Below are 20,113 nucleotides of genomic sequence, written 5' to 3'. Positions count from 1 at the left end.
TGTGCTGGACTGGGGTTCAGCATCCAGAGCTGCCGCCTGGGTCACTGACTCGTAGTCGTACATCGCCACCATCTCGCTCTTATCAAATAGCTATTACCTCCATTCTATGAGAAACCATCAATGGTCAGAAGAATCGCGAATTACAGGTCACTCGAACTGGAGGTCAGGCTCACCCGCGTATGGCGTGCCGAAGCTGCTGATCGAGCGCTGTCGGGGTCGTGAGGGACTCGCGATCGGCTCGCGCTGCGCAGCCAGCTCGGCGAGAGTGAAGCCCAGGGGGCGACCGAGGCGCTGGCCGGCCATGTAGTAGGCCTGCCCGTTCGCGCGTTCACCCAGGGCGATGATCTCGCGGGTGACGGGCTCGCCCGGGCGTTGGGGCGCGCGCTCCCGCCAGACGATCCGGTGCGAGGGCTTCGCATTCGGATCCGCGCCGACGTACGTGGTCTCGCAATCAGAGAGGTCGGGATAACTGGGCATGTACTCCAGCGGGTGCGTGCTCGGCGCGCCCTGCTGGATCCGGCCCAGCTGGTTGAGAGCCACGCGCAGGAGCCGGTCCTCCGGTCCATGAGGGTGCATCACCGCGGCGTCGTGGAGCGTCTGGAGGTCCTGCTTGAGACCGGTCGTCGGCAGAAGGCGGACGGGAGACCGACGCTCACTCATCACGCTTCTCCTGCTGGGCAGCACGATGCCCATCCGCCCACTGCTGACCGAGCGGGCCAAGGCTCTCGGCGAGCTCTTCGATGGTCATGCTCGCCTCGCCGGAAGCGTCGGACTCCTGGGTGCGACGGGAGAGCTCGGCCTGGAAAGCAGCCTCAGCGTGGACGTGGGCCGCGTGGTCGTACTTCATGAGGCGCACGAACGCGGCGAAGGGGATGATCGCGGCCTCGGGCTTGTTGCCGTCCCCGAAGATCAGCGGCGTGATCTCGCCGCGGCGATAGAGGTTCAGCATCGTGGCGAGGTCCTCGCGCCTGAGCTGGTCGGTCGGGACGACATTGACGGAGAACTTCGGGAGCTCGGCGTCGGGAGTGCCGTTGTCGTGAGCGTTGCTGTTGTGAGTCATAGCTTCAGCCTAAATAGCTTGTCATCGACTCGCATACGACTTTGTTCGCCGAGTCGATAAGGACATCGAATGGTCGATCGCTGCGCCTCTGAGAGACGGAGCGGTTAGGGGAAAGAAGAGACCCGTGCCCCAGTCCCGCACGGTGCGGAGCCGGGGCACGGGCCCTGATGGATGGACGGTCGCGACTTCAGAAGTTCCCCTCGTCGGTGAGGTCGACGGTGAGGTCAGCGCCCTCGTCGGGGCGCAGCAGCGCGAGAGTACCGAGCGCCGCGGACAGAACCTCGTCATCCAGGTCGGCAGTCCCGGCCGGGGGTAGAGGGGCGGGCGGCCTGCTCGTCGCGGACGGCCATGGGCAGCATGGCGGCAGCCTGCGACCGGTAGTCCTCCAGGCCCTGGGCGTACGTCCCGGCCGCGGTGATCCAGCCGTACCGGGCGGAGTGCAGGCGGCCGGCCCGGAACGTGTAGCCGGTCAGCCGACCGCGCTCGGTACGCTCGGCCTGGAATGCCTCGGCGTGCGGGTACGTGCGTTCCACGCGGGCGCGGGCCTGGTCCTCGGTCAGCTCGTCCGGCTGCGGGCGGTCGCACAGGCCGCACAGGCCGCACAGGCGGGTGTTGGGCACGCCGTCGACCACCTCGTCCACCTCTATGACCACGTACACGCAGCACTCCCGGCACGGCACGTCCACGCGGCGCACGCGCCGGCGGAACTCCAGCCGGTCTTCGAGCGTGAAGCGGAGCGGCCCGGCGCTGATGCCGTCCAGGACCAGCCACACGTGAGCGTTGGTGGTCTTGTCCACCTGGAGACCCTTGACCTCCATCGCCTGGCCGTCGACCACTACCAGGTCGCCGTCCTTGGCGTGGCAGGCCAGGCCGCGGGGGGCGGCGGGTGGTAGAAGACGGCCGTGGTGTCGCGCATGGTCAGCTTCTCGCGGCTGCCGCGTGCGGGGCGGCAGCTCCCCGGGCACACCCACATGACGCCCTGCTGGCGGTCGTACTGGGCGAGCTTGCCGGAGGGCAGCAGGGGCGCGGTGTGGTCGTCGTAGCCGCACAAGCCGGTCGGGCCGTCGTACTCGGCCGGGCCGTGGAACGGCACGGCCAGGCGGCTGCGCACCTCGACGGCGGCGGCCTGGGTCACCCGGCCGTCCGTGCCCGTGTACGCCTCGGCACGCAGGACGGCGCGGCGTCCCTGGACCTTCCAATCCTGGTCGACCTGCTCGGCGACCTCCATCACCTGGGTGACCGGCACGCCCAGTTCGCCGGCGATCTCGGCGACCTCCACGGGCCACGCCTGGGCCACGGCGTCCTTGGCGGCGTCCAGGTCGTGGTGGAACCCGACCTTGCCGTCGCGGCGCTCAGCGTAGGGGGCCCAGGCGGCGTAGCGGCCGCGGCGCATGCGGGCGCCCTCATCGTGGACGGTGCCCAGGAAGGTGCCGCCGCGGACGACGGCCCAGCGGGCGGCGCCGTCCGACTCCAGGCGCACTGTGTCCGGGTCCAGGGCGGCGGCCATGCACTCCAGAACCTCGGTGGGCTCGGCGGTCACCACGGCGATGTGCTCAGCCATGGGGGCGTCGTCCAGGCCGGTGCGGCGGGCGAGGAGGGCGGCCTGGTCAGCCTGCCACCGGTACTCGCTGCCGTCGCCCTGGCTGATGATGTTGCGGACGGACACCCAGTGGTAGTGGGCGCGGGCGCCGTGGCCGGTGCGGAACGTCCAGGCGATACGCTCGCCGTCCGGCAGGTCGACCGGCTGGAAGGCGTGGGCGGTGGCGTGGCTGGCCAGGACGAGCGTCCGGGCAGCGACCTCGGTCACCAGCTCCTGACGGCGCGCCTGGTCGTCCTGGTCGGCGCGGTGAAGGACGTGGGGGGCGACCAGGTCGGCGCCGCCGTCGTCCCAGCGCACGGCCTGGTAGGCGTAGGGGGCGGCGCCGTCCGCCACGCCGAACGTGGTGCCGGTGCGCTCGGTGTCCTTGGCGCGCATGACCACCCGGGTGCCGTCCGTGTAGTAGGTCAACTCCGGGTCGAACATGGTCGCGGTCGTGACGGTGTCGGCATCCAGGGGGCGCACGCGCCGCTCGATGTCGGCGACCTTGGCGGCCTGGTCGTCCTCCGCTGGGGCTGCCGGGGTCTGCTCGGCGGCGCCGGCGGCGGGGGCCTCGGTCTCGGCCGGCGGCTCGGTAGCCAGGACCTCCACGGCGCGCTTGCAGGGGCCGCACGCCCTGCGGTCGGCGGCCTCCTGGGCGGTCAGCTCCCGGGACACCAGTCGACCGCAGCCGATGGTGTGGGAGTGGAACGTGTCCTTGCGGACGTAGTGCACGGCCTTGCCATTGCCGACCTGGGCTGGGGCGGTGGTGATCGCGGACATGACGCGGTTCTCCTGGTGGGTAGTGAAAGCAAAGGGGTGCAGGGCGCGCATGGTTCCTGTGGCGCGCGGGCCAGAAGCGCTGCGGCGAGGCGCCCTCGGGCGACCCCCTAGGCCACGCGCGCCCCGCCGTTTCGGTGTACGGGGTCAGTCGGTGAGGTCGACGGCGAGGTCCGCGCCTTCGTCGGGGCGCAGCAGCCCGGCGAGAGTGCCGAGCGCGGCGGACAGGACATCGTCGTCCAGGTCGACGGTCGCAAGCCCGCCCTCGTCCTCGTGCTTGTTCTCGTCTTCGTGCAGCTCCACGTCGTGGAGGCGGTAGTCGGCATGGCCCATGCCCAGCTTGGAGTCATAGGCCGCGAAGACGGCATGCGTGTAGCGGGGGCCGTCGGTCGGCGTGAGCAAGCGGACCCGGCGGGCGATCGTGTCGCGCAGGGCGGCTTCCTCGGCCTCGGCGACGGTCTCCCGCAGCCTCGGTCAGCATCACCGGGTCCACGGCGTCGAGGAGTGCCCGCAGGGCGGTCTTGCGGGCCCGTGCGCGGGCGTAGTCGGTGGCAACCTGGGCGCAGCACTGCGCGCGCCAGCACGTCGCCGACAGTCGAGACAGTTCTGGGCCCGGTCGCAGCCGCACCGGCAGTCGAAGGGGCGGCAGTGGGCACCGTGTTCCGTCTTCGGTGCGGCGGGGATGGCGGCCAGGGAGCGGGATATCTCGGTGAAGTCGTGGTTCTCGTCCACGAGATCGGCGGCCAGAACCTGGCCATCATCGCGGAGCTCCCCCGCAAGGTCATCGCAGGTCTGGCGGCGGACCACGAGGGCGTACGCCTCGACCTGCGCACCGACGAGCAGCGGCCCAGGACCCGGGACCTCCGGAGTGCCGCCGGGGGTGGGGGTTTTATCGGGTGAGGACATGGTCTGTATCCGTTCGGGTAGTGACCCCGCGGGCAGGCCGGGCCCACCCACGGGGCGAGTGCGGGGGCCAGGGTCTGGCCGTTTACGGCGGGGTGGGTCAGGTCGATGACCTCTGGCCGTCCAGCGGGGCCGGTGTGGGCCGGGACAAGGCCGCCTGTAACCCGTCCAGCCGCGCGTACAAGGTGCCTTCGGTCACGACGAGCTGCTCCGGGTGGCGTTGGATGGCTGCACGCCCTTCAGCACGGCAAGTTCCCGCTGTACCGCGGTCAACTTGGCCAGGTACTCGGCGGCCTGCATCTTCCAGTCCGCTGGCACGTCCGGCCGAGGAAGGACCCGGCCGGTCATGAAGCGGTCCCAGCCTTCCAGCGCGTACTCCAGGTCCCGGATACGAGCCCGCAGCCCGTCCGGGTCACGGTCCTGCCGTAGTTCGGCTACCTCGTCCTTGAGACGCCGTACGTCGCCGGCAGTGCGCAGCTTCTGGCGTTCCTTGCCCTTGTCGAAGCCGCGGCCAAAGGCGGCACGGCGTTCCTCGCGGGGGCACCCCTGGATCCACGGCGCCAGGTGCGCGGCCGCGTCCCAGTGTTCCTGGGCGCGTTCGGGGTCTTCCTGCTCGAGCTCGGCCAGGGGCCGGTAGTCGTACTGGCGGGCCAGCTGGTCGGCCAGGCGCTCCAGTTGGGACGGCAGGGTGATGTTGTCCTCGGTGGGATGGCCGGTGGCAGAGGCGATTCGGTCTGTCTTCTGCTGGAGGGACTCCGGGAGCCGCTCGGCGTTGACCGGGTCGTCCGGCAGGCTGTCCTGCAATTCCTGCCTCCTCTGTTCATCCATCACGGCTCCTCCACGCTGTCATTGATGCGTTCGATGGAGAGACCGAGCAGTTGAGGGTTGATGGTGAAACTGCGGCCGTCCGAGGTGCGAACGGTGAAGCCCAGGCTGCGGTTGCCTGCGCTGGACCACTGCCAGGCGTCGACGACTTCGGCTCCGAAAGGTGACGCGGACCTTGGTGCTCTTGCGGGGGAGCGCGCGGGTCCTGGCCTCTTCGTCGCTGAGCGCGTGCAGGGGGCGCCGCGTCGGAGCGTGCAACGGTGACCTGGGTGGGGCGCAGACTCGGCACAGGAGTCTTACAGCGGCAGGCGGGGTCCTGCACCTTCTAGGACTTGCGGCAGCGCGAGCGGTACCAGACCAGCGGCGTGGTCTCGGGAAGCTGGGAGGTCATCGCTGGTCTTCCTTCGGCTGCGGGTCGGTGATCGGTGCGAGGTCATCGCTGGTCTTCCTTCGGCTGCGGGTCGGTGATCGGTGCGAGGTAGCCGTGCATCCGCCGTACGTACTTGATGCTGTGCTCGTCCCACCGGTGCCTGACCGCGACCTCCTGGAGGGTGCGGTCGTCCCAACCGATGAGGATCGCCCACAGGTAGGCGTCGATCCGGTCGACTGTCCAGTCGCGGTGATCCAGGAAGTCGGCCGACGTCCGCATCATGTTGCGGACCGCGGCGATGGCGCTGGATACGCCGCCGAGGGTCTGCCGGTGCCAGTCCCAGGCCTTGAACATGGCCTGCGCGGCGTCGTAGGTCTCCGCACGGTCGTGCTCGGTGTCTTCGACGGCCTCGTACAGCTCGCGCAGGCTGTCCTCGGTGTGCTCCTCCAGCGGGAGCCGGCCGAGCTTCTCAGCGAGCGAGACAGGGGCCTCGAGCTGGCCCGTGGCGAGCAGGAGATGTTCCTCCCACAGGGGGCGCAGGAGACCGCCGTACGTCTGCGGGCGGGACATCCACTCGCATGCGCAGGCCACCATCCACCGTCCGTTGGGCAGGTCCACGGTGCGGGGCAGGTGCGCGGTGACGGCATCGAGGTGCTCGGGGCAGATGCTGCCCGTGGCGGGCCCGCGGGTTACCTGCCGCCATCCCTCCCCTGACCACTCGGGGCGGGCCGGCTGGCCGCCGGTGAGCGTGGCGAAGTGGTCGTACTGCTTCAGGCAGCCCGGTGTCAGGCAGGTGCGCAGGCCCATCGTGATGTGCAGACCAGCGAGTTCGCGCCGCAGGTCGGCGAGTTCCTCCGGAGTGATCGTGTCTGCGGTCGGCTGATCGGTCACGCGCTGGTCCTTTCGCAGGTGGGGTGGCGGTGGGCGGCGGTGCCGATGGCGTGCGGGTAGTCGTAGAGGCCGGGCATGGGCTTCCACGTCTCGCCATGCGCCCCGCATGTTTGCAGCGCCAGCGTTCGCCGCCGTCGATCTCCTCGAGGTCGAACGTCTCTCCGTATCGAGGCTGGTGCTTCAGTCGGCTCCCGGAGCAGAGCCAGGGAACTCGCGCACGACGGAGACCAGGAACGGCACGAGGGTGTCGAACGGGCCAGCTGCGTGCTGTTTCCCGTGCGGGGAGGCACTGTGGAAAAGAGCAACAGGGGCCTCCGGCAGGGTTCCGGACTCGCCGCACTTGGGGCACGCCCAGGTCCAGCCGACGACGGGAGCGTGGACGATCTGGCCGTCCTGGATGATCCAGTCGAAGCGGTCGGCCAGCCTGTGCTCGTCGGAGGCGACGGAATCGGCGTCGAACAGCTCGTCGGGCACGGTGAGTTCAGGCATCGGTGGGCTCCTCTCGGCTGGTAGTGGGCCCCGGCAGCGCCGGGGCATCGAATGACGAGCTTTCGATGGAGGGCTCGGCACCCGTCAGCCGGACAACCTCCAGGACGTGGGCCTCGATGTCGGCGCGGGCCTGGGCGACGACCTGCTCGCCGGCCTTCACGAGTGAGTCGACGGTGAACTGGGCGTTGCTGCCCGCACCGGCGACGGCGTTCTCCAGTGCGTTGAGTGCCTCCTTGGTGGCTCTCACGCCCTTCTTCTCGTGGATCGCCTCGTGCAGTGCCGCCGTGGCGGCCTTGACACGGGCGTACATCCGGTCGGTGACCTCGCGGACCTCCCGCAGGCTCTCGGCGGTGCGGGGCTGATGAGGGATCTCGGGCACGAAGGCGTCGTGCTCGGTACACCGGATGGTCACCGGCACGCCGCTGCCGAGCCCCATGGAGGACACGAGCGAGCCCCACTGCGCGAGGCTCATCTCGATCTCCACGAGCTCTCGGCCTGGATGAACCCAGTCGTGGTTGAGGTCGCGTTTGCGCGTGGCCTGGTGGACCGAGAGCGAGATGGTCTCGTTGTGGAGCAGGTCGGACTGGAACAGCGAACGACCTCCGCCGCTCCTCCGTGTCACGACCGCGACGCCGAAGGCGGGGTGGATCTCATCGCCCTGCGCTGCGTCAATCACTGGGTCCTGGACAGGACGGCGGCTCATGACTGCACCGCCTCAGTCGTCGGGTGGCTGCTCCGCCGTCGCGGACGGCCGCGCGCGCGGAAGCCGCGCACGTCGGCGTCGTACATTTCCACCTCGTACGAACGGCCGCCGCAGAGCTTCTCGGCCCAGTAGTGCACGTCGATGCTCGGCGCGCCGTCGGAGTAGTGGCTCTGCCAGGTGGTGATGTCCCAGGACCAGATGCGCGTGCCGGGCTCCTGGATCCGCAGATGGCGGTAGAGGCCGTCATTGTGGAGCACCACGAGCTGGTGCTCGGCGGTTTCGCGCAGGAAGTCCGCGTAGGCGTGGGCGTAGGGGTTGGTCGGCTTGGTCATGATGAGTGTGCTGCGCTTTCTCTGACGTGCGGTGGGATGTTGTGGGGAGGCGGCGAGCACGACGGCATGACGAAGCCGGGGCTCAGCTGACCGGCACGCTCTGCTTCTCCTGGGCCGGGAGCGTGACGAGGACGGCGTCGGCCACTTCCTTCGCGGGGGTGTCGAGCGGCATCTCGCGCTCGTACCCGTGGCCCCATGAGAAGCCCTGGAACTCCTAGGTGTCGGTGAGCGTGGTCGCCTCGATGGGATACGAGCCGTCCGGGGGCCAGGCGTTCACAGTGGCGCTGTGAAACTGGCAGCCGCCGCACCATGCCCACCGGCGCAGCGGCTGGGTACTCGTCGTCGGGGCACCGGATTTCGACGAGGTGGACCGGGCGCTCGGTGCTGTCTGCGGGCGCCAGGTGCGGGAGAGGGGCGTCAACGGTCGTCATCCAGGGGCTCCAGGACGTCGGCCGCCGTGATGTCGCCCCGGATCAGCAGGAGGGCGACAGCGTGGGCCCGGTCGTGCGTGCCGGTCTTCTTGTAGATGCGCCGCAGGTGGGTCTTGATCGTGTCCTCGGAGAGGAACAGGTCCACGCCGGTCTTCGCGTTGGACATGCCGCGCGCCACGCGGACGATGACCTGCTTCTCGCGGCCGGTGAGCGGGTGCGTCAGCGAGGGCGGGAGCATCCCCAGGTCGCGGAGGTGGCCGCGCCTGCCCCGGTGGAACGCCGCCTCCAAGTGGGGCATGACGGCCCGCAGGTAGGTGGCGACGACGTTGCGCTGCGACAGCCAGGCCGCCCGCGTCTTCTCTGTGGCGTCGGCCAGGTCGTGGGTCAGTTCCTCGCGCCAGGTCGGGGGGCGCGTCTCGGTGGGTTGGGCTAAGGACATATCAGCGCTCCTTGCGCTTACGGAACTTCGAGAATTACTGGCCGCGCGGGCATCGAGTCGGCCAGGGCTTGGGCCGCCTCGGAGCGGCAGTTGGGACAAGGGCGTTTCGTCTGGTGGGTGACGGGCTGGCTGTCCCGGGTACGGTCGGCTGTCGGCGCCGCTCTCGGGCTCCTGCTCGACGGTGTCGATCCAGCCCGCCACGCACGGAGGCTCGTGCGTGCACCTGCACTCGGCCCACGGGTACGGTGCCCGGCTAGCCGAAGTGGTGCTCTGCGGGCGGTGGGGCCGCTGGAGGCCGGGAGCCGGGGACGTAGTCGGGGGTCACTCACGGGTCGTCAGCCGTGCGCGGCTGCCGCTCGAACGTCGGCGGCCCTTCCAGCTCTCACTGCAAGGTGCCGAGCGTCACAGGCTTGCCCGCCTCGGCGAGGACCTTGAGGGCGCGGGTGATGCGCGGTTCGAAGCACGCAACGCCTTCGGCTTCAGGAATCGACGAGCCAACCAGCGCCTGCGCTCACGCTGTGCGACCACTCGTCGCAGCCGACGGGAGGCGCACCCCCACTATCGGTATCCGGCGGCGGGGCAGCGCGAAGCTGGTGCGCGTGCCGGTGCGTGGCCGGAGTCCGGGCGCGCCTCAGCCTGGGCTAGACAGGGGCCGAGGCCGGTTTCACACCTCGTCGGCGTCCCAGGCCGTACGCGATGCGGAACGGCTCGGGCATGTCCCAGGACCCATCGGTCCTGGGGTGCACGACGCCAGCGGCAGTGAGCTCTTCGAGGAGGTCGTGGTAGCGAGCCAGGTGCCGCATGCCGCTGGGGTACGGGTCCGCCGCGCGGGAGCCGAGACGGCGAAGACGGTCTGGCAGGCACGCATGGTCCCACTGGGCGATGACCTGGTCGGAGTCGACGGGCAGCTGCTGCCCGGCCAGCGGAGCGAGTGCCGCCTGCACCCACGGCATGGCCTGCTCGACCTCTGCGGCGCGCGCACGCGCTCCGTCTGGCACGCCCCGGCGGATGTCCCGGTGGTGAAGGGCGCGCGGGTGGTCGGGGTGATCGTCCAGGGCGTGGCGCACGGCCTGCCTCAGTGCGATGAGGAACGGGCGCGGGCTGAGTCCGCCGACACCGTCCTGGAGATACGTGAGCATGAACCGGTACGTGGAGCCCTTGCGGGCGGTCGCGCCCATGTACGGGTCCGCGATCACGGTGAAGAGGCGTTCCTGCGCGGCGGGATCGGAGGTCAGTTGCTCGGGCGCGCTGAAGCGACCGTCGGGGGTGAGCCTCCAGCCCGGGGTCAGAGAACGGAAGGCGGCGGCACCTTCACTGGGGTGGTTCGCCAGGAGCTGGAAGAACAGCCCGTAGAGGTGCGTTCCGGTCACCTGGCCCCAGTGGTCCGGCGTGCTCCAGTTCAAGTCGGTCGTACGCAGAGCACGTCGGGCCTCGGACCTGAGCGCCCACAGGGCCGCGTCGAGGGTGTCGGGGCGTAGGAAGACCTTCGCCCTCACGCGCGGCCCGAGGCGGGCCAGGTCGGCAGCGAGCTGGAGGACTCCGGAGGCGAGGCGGTCCGTAATGCGCTGATCGGGGTGGAGACGGTCCAAGCTGTCGAAGACAACCAGATGAGTGTGGCCCTGCGAGTTCAGGTCGGCCACGGCCTGGCGCAGGGCGTCGGGGTTACGCAGCAACCACTGCGCGCGGTCGCGCCAGCTGGGCAGGTGTGTGAGGTCGCAGACGCCCAGGGCGGTCAGGGCGACAGCGGTCCACACCGTCACGGGGCGGATTCCTTCGCCGATCAGTGCCTCCAGCTCCGGCGCGGCCGGATAGCCGTCGCTGTCTCCTGCGGCCCCTGGGGCGGAGATCACCCGGGTATCCTCCAGGCGCGGCATCTTCAGGTCATGGGCGGCTGCCGCACGGAGGTCAGGGTCGGTCAGGACCCGGGCCCACAACGTCTTGCCGACTCCGGGACCGCCTCGGACCACGCTGCTGTCGATGAACAGCGCGGGGCGGCAGCCGGGCGTGTAGAGCATGGAGGCCGGCAGTGTGGCGGCGTCGCGGGTCAGCGCTGTGGTGAGCGCGTCATGTATGAGCGTGCGCAACTGGCCGGGGGTGGGGAGCGTCATCACAGGGTCTTCCTTCCAGTAGGAGCGTGCAGCACGCGGGCGTGGTGGTCGACAGCGGGCGATCAGTCGAAATCCGTCTCGGACAGCCATTGGGAGCAGCCCTCCCGCAAGAACTGTGGACGATCACGTAATTCCCCGGCCGTGTGGTCACGTAATTCCCCACCCTGTCGGTGGCGAGGTGTCAGGTGTGGGGTCGTCGTTGGTGGCGGGCGGGATCGGTACGACTGTTTCGCCGCCTTGGTCGACCCATATGCGCCGGGCCCGGTCTACTCCGTTTCCACAGCTGCGGCATACAGGGCGTCCGGGGTCACGTGGAGAGTGGTCATGGGCGCGGACATGCGTCGGGGTGGTGGTCACTGGCACACCGGCGCCGGTTTCCCCGTCCCTGATGGCCCGATTTCGGCGGATTCTCCGGCGCCGGCTGGTGGCTCGCCCTGAAGCTCCGGGTCATCCCATACCACCTGCTCGTGCCGGAAGGTGCCCTTGTTGGTGGGCTCCCTGGTCGCTTCCGGTAGCCGAACTCCTCCACCGGCGGCCTGGGGGTCTCGTATCCGGCCTCTTCGAGGGGTGGTTGAGCTGGTTGACCAAGTGCTGCAGATTATGGGTCGTGCGAGCGCTGTCAGTCCTCGCTCTCGTCTTCGCCGGCCTTGCCGATCTCTTCGACGATGTACGCCGAGAGGAACTTGCTCGACAGCGGGTCGAGGCCGTACCGCTCTGACCAGCGCTTGAGGTACTCGACGGGCTCAGCGTTGCCGGGTTCGTCACGCACCTTGCCGATGGCCTCGGCGATCCACTTGAGGGTGTCCGTGCCGGGCCACTCCGGCGAGGTGCCCAGGCCGAGCGCGATCGCGTCGACCACATCGGTGTCAGTGAGGGGCGCGCTGGCCCCGCGGCTGTTCGTGTGGGAGAGCGGCTGCTCGTAGTCCGGGATGAAGCCCATGGCGAGGATCACGCTCTCGGGCAGCTTGTAGGCGTCCCAGATCGCTTGGGTCACGTTCGTGGGGGTGTCGCCGTTGGAGAGCCCGCCGGAGATATAGAGCCTGTAGTCGGCGACCGTGAGGAATGTCGTCTCACGGGAGTCGAGGGCCATTTCGAGGTTGTTGATGATGACGAGCCCGGCGCGCCGGGCGTACTCGATGAGCACTGCGCCGTTCTCGTCGAAGAGGTCGGACTCGTCGTCCAGATCCGGTAGCAGCTCCTCCAGCTCAGTTCCGGGCTCGTCGAAGGTGAAGAGCGAGGGATCTTCGATCTTCTCGAGCAGCTGACGGCCTCGGTCGAAGTTCGGCGGTTCGGTGCTTCCGGCCGGGAAGGCGATGGTGGCGGTGAGCATGCTCGCGCCCATGATGATCTGCTCCTCAAGGATGGAAGAATTAGTGGGTCGAATCAGTCCTGGATCCAGCCGAGGACGTCGTCGACGTCCTGGTCGCAGCTGGCCTTGATCGCCTGGCGCGGGGTCGCGCCGGGGTTCTCGAGGTAGTGCAGCGCGGCGCTGTCGATGAGGTTGGCCGCGTCACGTACCTGCTCGTTCTCGGGCGCGAGATCGCTCACGTCGTTGGCGGCGCGGCTCATGGCGTCGCTGATGCGCTCCTGGAAGAAGGCGGCCTTCGCGCCGGTGGAGCCGTCGAGGCCCTTCGCTGAGGATCGTGCGGGTCGTGCGGCTGGCTCACCGGTCCTCCCCCGCGGTGTCGCCGGTAGTGCGCGACGGCGCATCGGCGTGAGCCACGGGTGAGACGTCCGGGTACGCCGCCTCCGTCTCGGTGACGTCGGTCCAGCCGTCGTGCTTCCAGTTCTCGGGGCTCATTCCGTGCACGGTCGCGGTTCCGTCTTGGCGGGCGAGGTAGCCGACCGCGTGGACCTGGCCGTTGTGGGGCGCGGGGGCTACGGCGAGGCACTGGAACATCCAGCGTCCGCGCTGATAGGTGCGCTCCGGCTGGAAGAAGTCGGGAGCGGCCGGGGCCTCCGGCGCGTCCTGGCTGTTCGGGCCCGGCACATACGGGATCTCTCCGCCGAGCCGAGTGGCGACTTCATCGACCGAAGCCAGTTCACTGATCTGCTCTACCAGCGTTCCAATCTCATCCGGCTCACCCGTCAACGCGAGTTCTCCGAGGTCCTCCAGCTTGGTCACCAGGTCATACGACGGCTCCTGGCGCAGCGCCAGGGCGAGAGCAACGAACGTTGCCGCCCGGCACTGGGCGTTGGCCGTCTTCAGCGCGGCGATTCGCTGGGTGAGGTCCTGACTCTGTGCCGGGCCTCGACTGAATCGAGCCCGCAGCCGCTCCAGCTCGGCGATCTCGCCCGGTGCGAGCCAGGCCGCGACCTTCCGGCGCGTCTCTGGGTCGAAGCACAGCGCCACGGGCCGCCCGTCCTCGGTGACCGCGCCGACCGTGAAGACCGGCTCTTCCTCCGAGGCGGGCTCCATGGCGACGTCGTACCGCGACACGACCAGCGGTTCGTGCTCTGGGCGGCTTCCCTTCTCCTTGGCCATGGCCTGGACGATCACCCGGCAACGGCGCCACGCGTCGGCATAGGAACCGGCGTTGAACGTGCCCTTCAACTCGTCGGGCAGCTTCATCGCGGCGAACTGCTCGTCGACCTCGCGCAGGACCGAGACGCGATCGAGGCGGCGCAGCGCGGCAACGATAGTCTCGGTCGACGGCATGCCGGTGTCGACGAACTCAACATCGGGGTCCATGTAGGCGGCAGCCCACAGCGACCAACCCCTCGCGGTGCCGACCTCGCGGATCTTCACGGACCACTCGCGCAGCAACTCTGCGTCGGAAGCCGCCACCAGCGCTTCGGACGTCTGGGGGGCGGCGTCGTGCCGCTCGGCCCACTGTCGGAGGATCCCGATGAGTGTGTCGCGGGCGCTCACTGGGTCTTACCTCCCTCGGCTTCGTCGAGGATGAGCGCGGCGGCCTGTTTGGCGGACAGCAGTCCGTTCCGCTCGGACACGGCGCGGCGGATCCGCTCGGCCTCGGCCGTGTGGCCATGGGCGTCGAGCAGCTCGGCGGCGTGCGTGCCGTGCATGCCCCGCCGGGTCTTGGTGGCGTCGAGGATGAGGCGGACGGCTGGGTTGCCGTCGATCCGGGCCTGGTTCCATGCGGCGGAACGTCCTTGGTGCACCTGGGAGTTGCGGGCGCGGGTGCCGCCGTGGCTCGTGCACAGTTCGCCGGCCGCCGAGCCGCAGTCCGGGCAGGCGACGGCGAGCGGCGGCAGGTTCTCACGCTGCCAGTCGTTCGGGGTCAGGTCGGTCATCAGGAATCCTTCGGAGTGCAGTAGGGGGCGCCGGGGCAGGGGCCGAAGCCGTTGTGCTGCGAGCACTGGAGCTGTGACGGATTCGGGCCGCCGTCCTCGTCGGGGTCGATCAGTTCCGAGGCCCTGCGCATTCCGACCTCGTACTCCTCGCGCTCGTAACGGCCGAACGAGTCGCGACGGCTCCAGGAGTCGTCCGCGTATCTCTTGCGCCGGCGCGCGAGACGCCAGCGGTAGAGGGGGCTCGGCACACGGTTGGACTTCCGCCGGTTGTGCCGGCGGCAGAGCATCTGGCCGTTCCACAGTTCAGTCGCCCCGCCGCGGCTCCAGGGGTGTATGTGATCGGCCTCAGTTCCCGGTGCCGGGCACCGGAACCAGAGGGGCGGCTTGTGCTCGCACCGGCCGTTGGCCTGGCGGATGAGCTGCTGCTTCTGGGGCCAGCTGAAGAGCCGGGTGGGATCACGCCAACGCCGCTTACGGCCAACGCCGATGGCGAGACACAGGACACCGAGCGCAGCGACGGCCAGGCAGGCGAGCAGCACAGTCGGATCTGGCTGCATAGCGCTCAGTGCAGGTCGTTGCCGAAGGAGATCAGCTCACGCCTGGTCACCCGGAACAGATCCTCGGAGTCGATGGCCGTGACGAGACTGACCTTGCCGAGGCAAAGGTTGGCCCTTCGGGGCTCACGATGCTCTGCGCCGGGGCGGGGCTCGGAGACGATGTGGTACTCGGGCATGGTCGAAGGCTGCTTTCTGTACAGGAACGCGTGAGCCGGACAGCGAACCGCCGAGGAGACTGGAGTGGCGCCTCGGCGGTTCAGATGGGGGCGTCCTCAGAAGTCGATGGAGTACTTCGGGGGACGGCGCAGGATCACCGCGGCGGCACGCAGGTCCTTCTCGTCGTCGGGCGACCTGTCGTCCTCGTCACGGAGGTCGGTGAGCGTGAAGGCACCATCCGGGAGCTGGTAGCCGTCCTCGGACGGGACGGCGTCGCGCATGCGGAACTGCAGCCCGATGCCGGTGTCCCAGTCGTTGATGGTCTGCAGGCTGTCGCTGTTGAACAGATCGACACGACCGTCGAAGACGTCGGTGTCGCCGTTCTTCCAGGTGATGTGGGCCTCGATCCGCGAGCCGGCGTGCTCGCTGCGCTTGATATTCAGGTCACCGATCACCTCGGCGAACGACTCTCCCAGGCGCAGCTCGAAGGCGATCGCCCGCAGGTGGTCGAAGTTGATGTCGTACTTCCGGGAGAAGTCGACGATCTCGGCCACTTGCTTCTCGGCTACTCCGGGCACCTGGTCGCGCAGGTAGGTGGCCACCGTCTCGGGCTCGGGGTAGGCGAAGCGCATGTGGTAGTGGAAGCGGCCGGGGCGGTTGAGCATGTAGTCGTTGACGCGGTGCAGCTCGTTGACCGACAGGACGTAGAGGCGCTTCGTCGTGCTCAGCCCGTCGAACAGACTCAGGAACTGGTTCTGCGACTCGTCGTCCTCGTTGGAGAAGATCTTCTCGAACTCGTCGAAGACGACGACGACTTCGCCCAGCTCGTCGAGGAAGGCTGCCAGCCCCGGTGTGTCGTGGTGTACGAGCACGGTGGGCAGGTGGTGCTCCTCGCGCATCCGCTCGGCGAGCAGGCGGAGCATGAGGCTCTTACCCATGCCCTTGTCGCCGGAGAGGATGACGCCGAGCGAGCGGTCCATGGCGGAGTAGCCGGTGACGATCCTCCGTACACGGGAGGCGTGGCTGCCGTAGACGGTCTCTCCGGCGCATCCCAGCGGCTCCGTCTGGCGCAGGCTGTAGCCGGTCGTCTGAGAGAAGGCGATCGTGTAGGTGGCCACGGGCAGGTCAGCGAAGGTCTGCACGGAGTCCCCGTAGAGGCGGAACTCCCCGCCGGAGGCGACGATCGTGGATGCGGGCATGAAGACTTCTCGCTTTCGCGGGAGTTGAGTGGATGGAGATGGCGGCGGACCAGCGGATCGGAAGCCCCCTGTTGTCCGAGGGCAATAGGGAGGTGCCCCAGGGAGTTGTGCAGCTCCGCGATGCGACCCTGGTGAGCGCCGAGTGCGACGACGACGAAACTCTGGGAGCGGCGGAACAAGCCGCCTCGCGTGAGGGCGTGTATTCCGCCGGAGAAGAAGCCGCGCCGACCGGGACCTTGCCCGTCGTCGAGGTGTGCCGACAGGCTGAGGATCTGGTCGCTCAGCCGCTGGACGGTGCCGTCGGTGAAGTAGTTCTTCATGAAGTAGGAGCGGTCGATCACGAGGTAGACGGCGGCGCGGTCGCCGAGGCCGCCGCTTTTGCGAAGGCTGCTGCGCGCCGCTCGTGTGACATGGCGGCGCGGGTCTTCTTGCGCTGGGCCCGTTGCGGGCGTGCGGGGCGGTGCTTGGCTCAGTGGGTCAAAAGCTCGTCGAGGAAGCTGTCGATATCGACGGATTCAGACTCCCGGCCTGCGGGGACGACCTCGAAGGTCTTGGCGAGCCATGCCTTCACGGAAGCTGCCGGCCCTTCAAGGCAGGCGTATCCGCCGGGGGATTCCAGTTCGATGCTGAAGCAGCGGTTTCGGTAAGGACCGATCGGAGTGATCTTCACGTCCCCGATGCCAGCGGGTGTGATGAGGCCCTGGTCGAGCAGTTCCCGGGCGAACGTCCACCGGACCACCTCGTCGGGCGTGACGTCAAAGGAGAACTGCACCGCGTACGGGTCGGAGTCCGTGTAGTACAGCCGCACGGGAACGAAGACACGCGCGTCCGGGCCGGCCACGAGCGTCATGCGGATCTTCAGTTCCAGGCCGGGAAAGTCCATGGGTGGATTCCTGTTCTTCGGCGGGAAAGCGTGGTGGAGGCGGGAGGCAAGACCCGGCGCTGCTCAAACACCGCCGTTCCGCCTAGCTAGGTCGCTGTGCGGGAGGGGGACATGGCGGGTGCGGCTTGCTGCGCCTGGCGTTCTGCCAGGGCGTTGAAGGCGAAGAGGACCTCGCCCTGGATGGCCCATTGGACGAGGTAGGTTTGTGCAATGTGGAAGACCGCAGGGGTGGGTGTCTCGCTCGTCGAGAACACCCGCCCCTGCGGCATGGGGTGGCGGCGGTTGGTCAGACGGCCGCAGTGACCGCAGAGCGATCTTCGGTGTTGCCGGGAGCAGCGCTGTCGTTGTCGTCCAAGAGGTCCGGATCGATGCCGAGGGCGCGAGCGGCGTTCCTCTTGTCGCGCTCGGTCAGAGCCGTCACGATCTGCTCGTAACTGCTCTGGATCGGCGGGTTCTTCACGGTGCCGTAGCCGAGTACGTACTGGCTCTTCATGGCGCGGGTAAAGGCGACGTAGAACATCCGCTTGACGTCCTGGGTCATCTTCGTGTCCTCCCTGTAGAGGACGACAACGTTGTCGAATTCGAGACCCTTGGCACCGTGGATCGTCGAAACGACCAGGTCGGCCTTGGACTCGAGGTTCTTCCGCTTGCGCTCCTGGTTCTTCTGCTTGTTGATGTTCAGCTTCTGCTGGTTCCGCCGAATCTCGAAGGAGAGCAGGTTGTCGCGCAGCCGATCGAAGAACGCCACGTGCGTGAGCGTGCCCTGGTGGCAGAGCGTGACCCAGCCGTTGATGGTCGCGCTGTTCTCGATCCACCACTCGGAGATCGTGCGCAGGATCGCCTTCTCAACGTTGGCGTTGGCAGCGTTCTTTGTCAGCTTGCCCATGTTGTCCTTGATCCCCTGGGAGACCACGAACGCGGCGTTGGCCGGCGGTGCCTGCAGGACGTCGTTCCAGAAGAACTTGATGTACTTCGAGAAGATGTCCGTGGCGTAGACCCGATCGCTGACCAGAGAGGCGACGTGGCGGTCCGGGTAGCGCTTTTCGAGCACATCCTGGATCAAGGACACCTCGCGGCGCGAGTAGGCCAGGAAAGCCACCTGCTCGCCCCGGTCCAGGCACTTGTCCACGTAGTCGGGGATGACCGTGTTACGCACGATCGCCTGCAGGTCCTGGGTGACGAACCCAGTGAGTCTGGCCACCTCGCGGTACTCCAGGGTGACCTTCTCCTGGAACGAGTCGGCCGTAGGCATGGCGAGCGAGTTCGCCTGCAGCTGGATGTTGGCGAACTGGTTGGTCTCCAGGCCGCCGAGCACGACGTTCGCGAAGTCCAGGATCTCCTGGTTGCTCCGGTAGTTCGTCGTGAGCTTGAAAGTCGCGAAGACCCCCGAGCCCTCCAGCGTGTTGAGCGCGCGCGGGTTCGCTGAGCGGAACTCGTACAGCGTCTGCGAGGCATCGCCGACGATGAACAGGGACTGAGCGTGCTTGGTGATGTACTTCAGCACGTAGATGAACTCAAACACGCTGTTGTCCTGCACCTCGTCGATGATGAGGTACTTCGACTGCACGTGGGCCGGCTCGGCCATGTCGTCGATCTTCTGGTAGCAGATGATGATCTGCAGCTCCAGCGACGTCTGCTCGATGCGGTCGAGCAGGGCGATCACCTCGTCGAAGTGGCTCTCGACGAAGGTGTTCAGGGCCGTGAAGGCACCGGTCCTGTTCTGGTCGACCTCCAGCAGGCGGTGGCGGAACGTCGCCGCGAACTGGCTGTTCGGGTAGAAGATGTCGATCGAGTTGATGATGGTGTCGATGGCCGAGACCTTGTGCCTCGGGTGGTTCATCGAGTAGATGTCGATGATCATCTTGGCGATCGTCATCGAGCCGACGTCCGGGTTCTTCTCCGTGATGTTGTCGGCTGCGGCGTTGGTGAACGAGAGCACCGTGATGTCCGAGGCGGGGACGCCGCAGGCTTCGAGGTACTTAATCCGTTCGAGGATCACGGTCGACTTGCCGGTGCCGGCTCCCGCCTGCGTCATCACCAGCGGCTCGTGCGTGGTGAGCGCGTCGAGCTGCTGCTTGGACAGGTGGGGCGGCAGATTCGGAGGCGTGGCCGGCTGCGCAGGCACGATCAGCTGAGGCTTCATCTGCTCCAGGTGGTCGAGCGTGCGGTTCATCAGCAGGCTGAGGTTCTGCTTCGACAGCTTCGTGGCGATCCGGTCGGAGAAGGTCGCATCCAGCTGCTTGTGGATCTGGCGGTAGGCCTCCAGCGGGACGTTGTAGTTCTCCAGGTAGCGCAGCTGGACGGCGAGCATATTCAGCTGCTGCTCCGTCGGGCCCGCGGGCATGTCCTGGATGTAGCGGCAGACCTCGTCGGCAATCACCTCGGAGTCCCAGATCTGGGCCAGGCGCGTAATGCGCTCGTAGATCGAGTACTGGCGCATCCACTCGTCAAACTCATCGCCGAGGTTGGAGGCCGTCAGGCCGGCGGATGTGAGCACGTCCTGGACGTAGTCACGGGCGTTCTCCAGCGGGCTGGTGTCCCACTGCAGGAAGACGGCGGCGTCGTGGTTGCCGTAGCCGGCCGAGCGCGAGACAGCGGTCGCGTACTCCGGGTCGGGCAGCCCATTCTTGAAGAAGTACAGCTCCATCCGGTACTGGATGACGAGGTCGCGCGTGGACTTGCCGCCGGACTTGTCCTCGTAGAACACGAGCGCCTGCGGGGTCATGTCGAAGGCGACGTCCCAGTCGTCGAATCGGCTGGACGCGGTGTCGACAGCGAAGCAGTCGTCGGCGTGCGGGCTCGGCAAGGTGAAGGACCCGCCGGCGTTCAGAGCGCGGCGCGTGATCGGCGCGAGCGGGATCGACGTCGTGGTGATGTCATGCTGCGTCGAGCTCTGCTTGACCTCGATATCGGTGGCCATGGCGTAGGCGGTGTTGGTGGCAGTGTTGATCGGCAGCAAGGACTCGTTGAGCAGGCCGATCTTCTTGCCGTTGCCGGTGAGCTTCGAGGAGAAGAACTTCGGGTCGACGGCCTTCTGAGCAACGGCATTGGCCGAGAGGTCGAGGTCATCAAGCAGGACAGGCATGTCGCTGCCTTTCTTGAGTGGATTGAGAGGCGGATTGATAGAAGGCATGAATCACGCCGCATAGCAATTCC

General features: G+C 68.0%; 22 protein-coding genes and 1 pseudogene. 1 reads left to right on the top strand and 22 read right to left on the bottom strand.

All coding sequences use genetic code 11. The annotated features are described in order from the left end of the window. Window positions 1–147 precede the first annotated feature (147 nt). The 5 genes from IF28_RS0104360 to IF28_RS0104340 form a co-directional block, all read right to left on the bottom strand. Window positions 148–660 (bottom strand): hypothetical protein, encoded by a 513-nt coding sequence (locus tag IF28_RS0104360; RefSeq protein WP_030214095.1) that lies wholly within the window; start codon window positions 658–660, stop codon window positions 148–150. Continuing rightward, a complete protein-coding gene (locus IF28_RS0104355; protein WP_030214093.1) occupies window positions 653–1,060 on the bottom strand; it encodes a hypothetical protein in 408 nt (135 codons plus the stop codon). Before IF28_RS0104355 ends, IF28_RS0104360 begins: the two co-directional genes overlap by 8 nt. A gap of 284 nt (window positions 1,061–1,344) precedes the next feature. Continuing rightward, complete coding sequence (locus IF28_RS0104350) at window positions 1,345–1,896, bottom strand: hypothetical protein (protein WP_030214091.1); 552 nt, start codon at window positions 1,894–1,896, stop codon at window positions 1,345–1,347. Next, window positions 1,896–3,419 (bottom strand): hypothetical protein, encoded by a 1,524-nt coding sequence (locus IF28_RS0104345; protein WP_030214089.1) that lies wholly within the window; start codon window positions 3,417–3,419, stop codon window positions 1,896–1,898. Before IF28_RS0104345 ends, IF28_RS0104350 begins: the two co-directional genes overlap by 1 nt. Window positions 3,420–3,563: 144 nt before the next feature. Then, entirely contained in the window at window positions 3,564–3,818 is a 255-nt protein-coding gene (locus IF28_RS0104340; protein WP_030214087.1) for a hypothetical protein, read from the bottom strand. Between the two features lie 315 nt (window positions 3,819–4,133). Between IF28_RS0104340 and IF28_RS0104335 the strand changes: the two genes are divergently transcribed. Further along, entirely contained in the window at window positions 4,134–4,316 is a 183-nt protein-coding gene (locus IF28_RS0104335; RefSeq protein WP_030214085.1) for a hypothetical protein, read from the top strand. 198 nt (window positions 4,317–4,514) lie between these two features. Here the strand turns inward: IF28_RS0104335 and IF28_RS0104330 are convergent, their stop codons facing one another. The 17 genes and pseudogenes from IF28_RS0104330 to IF28_RS0104240 form a co-directional block, all read right to left on the bottom strand. Further along, window positions 4,515–5,147 (bottom strand): hypothetical protein, encoded by a 633-nt coding sequence (locus IF28_RS0104330; RefSeq protein ID WP_158713658.1) that lies wholly within the window; start codon window positions 5,145–5,147, stop codon window positions 4,515–4,517. A 430-nt stretch (window positions 5,148–5,577) separates the two neighbouring features. Further along, window positions 5,578–6,405, bottom strand: coding sequence for a hypothetical protein (locus tag IF28_RS0104325; RefSeq protein ID WP_030214082.1), 828 nt, complete (start codon window positions 6,403–6,405; stop codon window positions 5,578–5,580). A gap of 180 nt (window positions 6,406–6,585) precedes the next feature. Continuing rightward, on the bottom strand, window positions 6,586–6,894 hold the full coding sequence (locus IF28_RS0104315) for a hypothetical protein (protein ID WP_030214078.1): 309 nt from the start codon (window positions 6,892–6,894) through the stop codon (window positions 6,586–6,588). Then, the gene (locus IF28_RS36965; RefSeq protein ID WP_030214076.1) at window positions 6,887–7,570 is read right to left on the bottom strand and encodes a hypothetical protein; all 684 of its coding nucleotides are present in this window, start codon (window positions 7,568–7,570) and stop codon (window positions 6,887–6,889) included. Before IF28_RS36965 ends, IF28_RS0104315 begins: the two co-directional genes overlap by 8 nt. Window positions 7,571–7,593: 23 nt before the next feature. Next, the gene (locus IF28_RS0104305) at window positions 7,594–7,929 is read right to left on the bottom strand and encodes a hypothetical protein (RefSeq protein ID WP_030214073.1); all 336 of its coding nucleotides are present in this window, start codon (window positions 7,927–7,929) and stop codon (window positions 7,594–7,596) included. Window positions 7,930–8,346: 417 nt separating this feature from the next. Then, complete coding sequence (locus IF28_RS40355) at window positions 8,347–8,799, bottom strand: helix-turn-helix domain-containing protein (protein ID WP_006378846.1); 453 nt, start codon at window positions 8,797–8,799, stop codon at window positions 8,347–8,349. Window positions 8,800–9,440: 641 nt separating this feature from the next. Beyond that, window positions 9,441–10,907, bottom strand: coding sequence for a hypothetical protein (locus IF28_RS39110; protein ID WP_030214070.1), 1,467 nt, complete (start codon window positions 10,905–10,907; stop codon window positions 9,441–9,443). 619 nt (window positions 10,908–11,526) lie between these two features. Further along, window positions 11,527–12,249, bottom strand: a complete 723-nt coding sequence (locus tag IF28_RS0104285) for a hypothetical protein (RefSeq protein WP_030214067.1) — start codon at window positions 12,247–12,249, stop codon at window positions 11,527–11,529. Between the two features lie 41 nt (window positions 12,250–12,290). Beyond that, complete coding sequence (locus tag IF28_RS0104280) at window positions 12,291–12,476, bottom strand: hypothetical protein (protein ID WP_030214064.1); 186 nt, start codon at window positions 12,474–12,476, stop codon at window positions 12,291–12,293. 94 nt (window positions 12,477–12,570) lie between these two features. Next, window positions 12,571–13,779, bottom strand: coding sequence for a hypothetical protein (locus IF28_RS36960; protein ID WP_051713635.1), 1,209 nt, complete (start codon window positions 13,777–13,779; stop codon window positions 12,571–12,573). Then, window positions 13,776–14,162, bottom strand: coding sequence for a hypothetical protein (locus tag IF28_RS0104270; protein WP_030214061.1), 387 nt, complete (start codon window positions 14,160–14,162; stop codon window positions 13,776–13,778). The genes IF28_RS36960 and IF28_RS0104270 overlap by 4 nt, the downstream gene beginning before the upstream one ends. Next, a complete protein-coding gene (locus IF28_RS37475) occupies window positions 14,162–14,719 on the bottom strand; it encodes an HNH endonuclease (RefSeq protein WP_078620844.1) in 558 nt (185 codons plus the stop codon). Before IF28_RS37475 ends, IF28_RS0104270 begins: the two co-directional genes overlap by 1 nt. A 5-nt stretch (window positions 14,720–14,724) precedes the next feature. Next, window positions 14,725–14,895 carry a hypothetical protein gene (locus tag IF28_RS39105; RefSeq protein ID WP_158713657.1) on the bottom strand — a complete coding sequence of 57 codons (171 nt, stop codon included), beginning with the start codon at window positions 14,893–14,895 and terminating at the stop codon, window positions 14,725–14,727. Window positions 14,896–14,991: 96 nt separating this feature from the next. Next, window positions 14,992–16,074, bottom strand: a complete 1,083-nt coding sequence (locus IF28_RS36095; RefSeq protein WP_051713633.1) for an AAA family ATPase — start codon at window positions 16,072–16,074, stop codon at window positions 14,992–14,994. Window positions 16,075–16,325: 251 nt separating this feature from the next. Continuing rightward, window positions 16,326–16,547 (bottom strand): annotated as a pseudogene (locus tag IF28_RS40350) (toxic cation resistance protein); the annotation flags it as partial. After that, window positions 16,544–16,957, bottom strand: coding sequence for an SsgA family sporulation/cell division regulator (locus IF28_RS0104250; RefSeq protein WP_030214055.1), 414 nt, complete (start codon window positions 16,955–16,957; stop codon window positions 16,544–16,546). The pseudogene IF28_RS40350 and the gene IF28_RS0104250, both read right to left, overlap by 4 nt. Before the next feature lie 286 nt (window positions 16,958–17,243). Then, window positions 17,244–20,042 carry a UvrD-helicase domain-containing protein gene (locus tag IF28_RS0104240; protein WP_030214051.1) on the bottom strand — a complete coding sequence of 933 codons (2,799 nt, stop codon included), beginning with the start codon at window positions 20,040–20,042 and terminating at the stop codon, window positions 17,244–17,246. Window positions 20,043–20,113: the final 71 nt, after the last annotated feature.

Source organism: Streptomyces sp. NRRL WC-3626 (assembly GCF_000718785.1).
GTDB lineage: Bacteria > Actinomycetota > Actinomycetes > Streptomycetales > Streptomycetaceae > Streptomyces > Streptomyces edwardsiae.
This window is presented reverse-complemented; position numbering and strand designations above follow the sequence as displayed.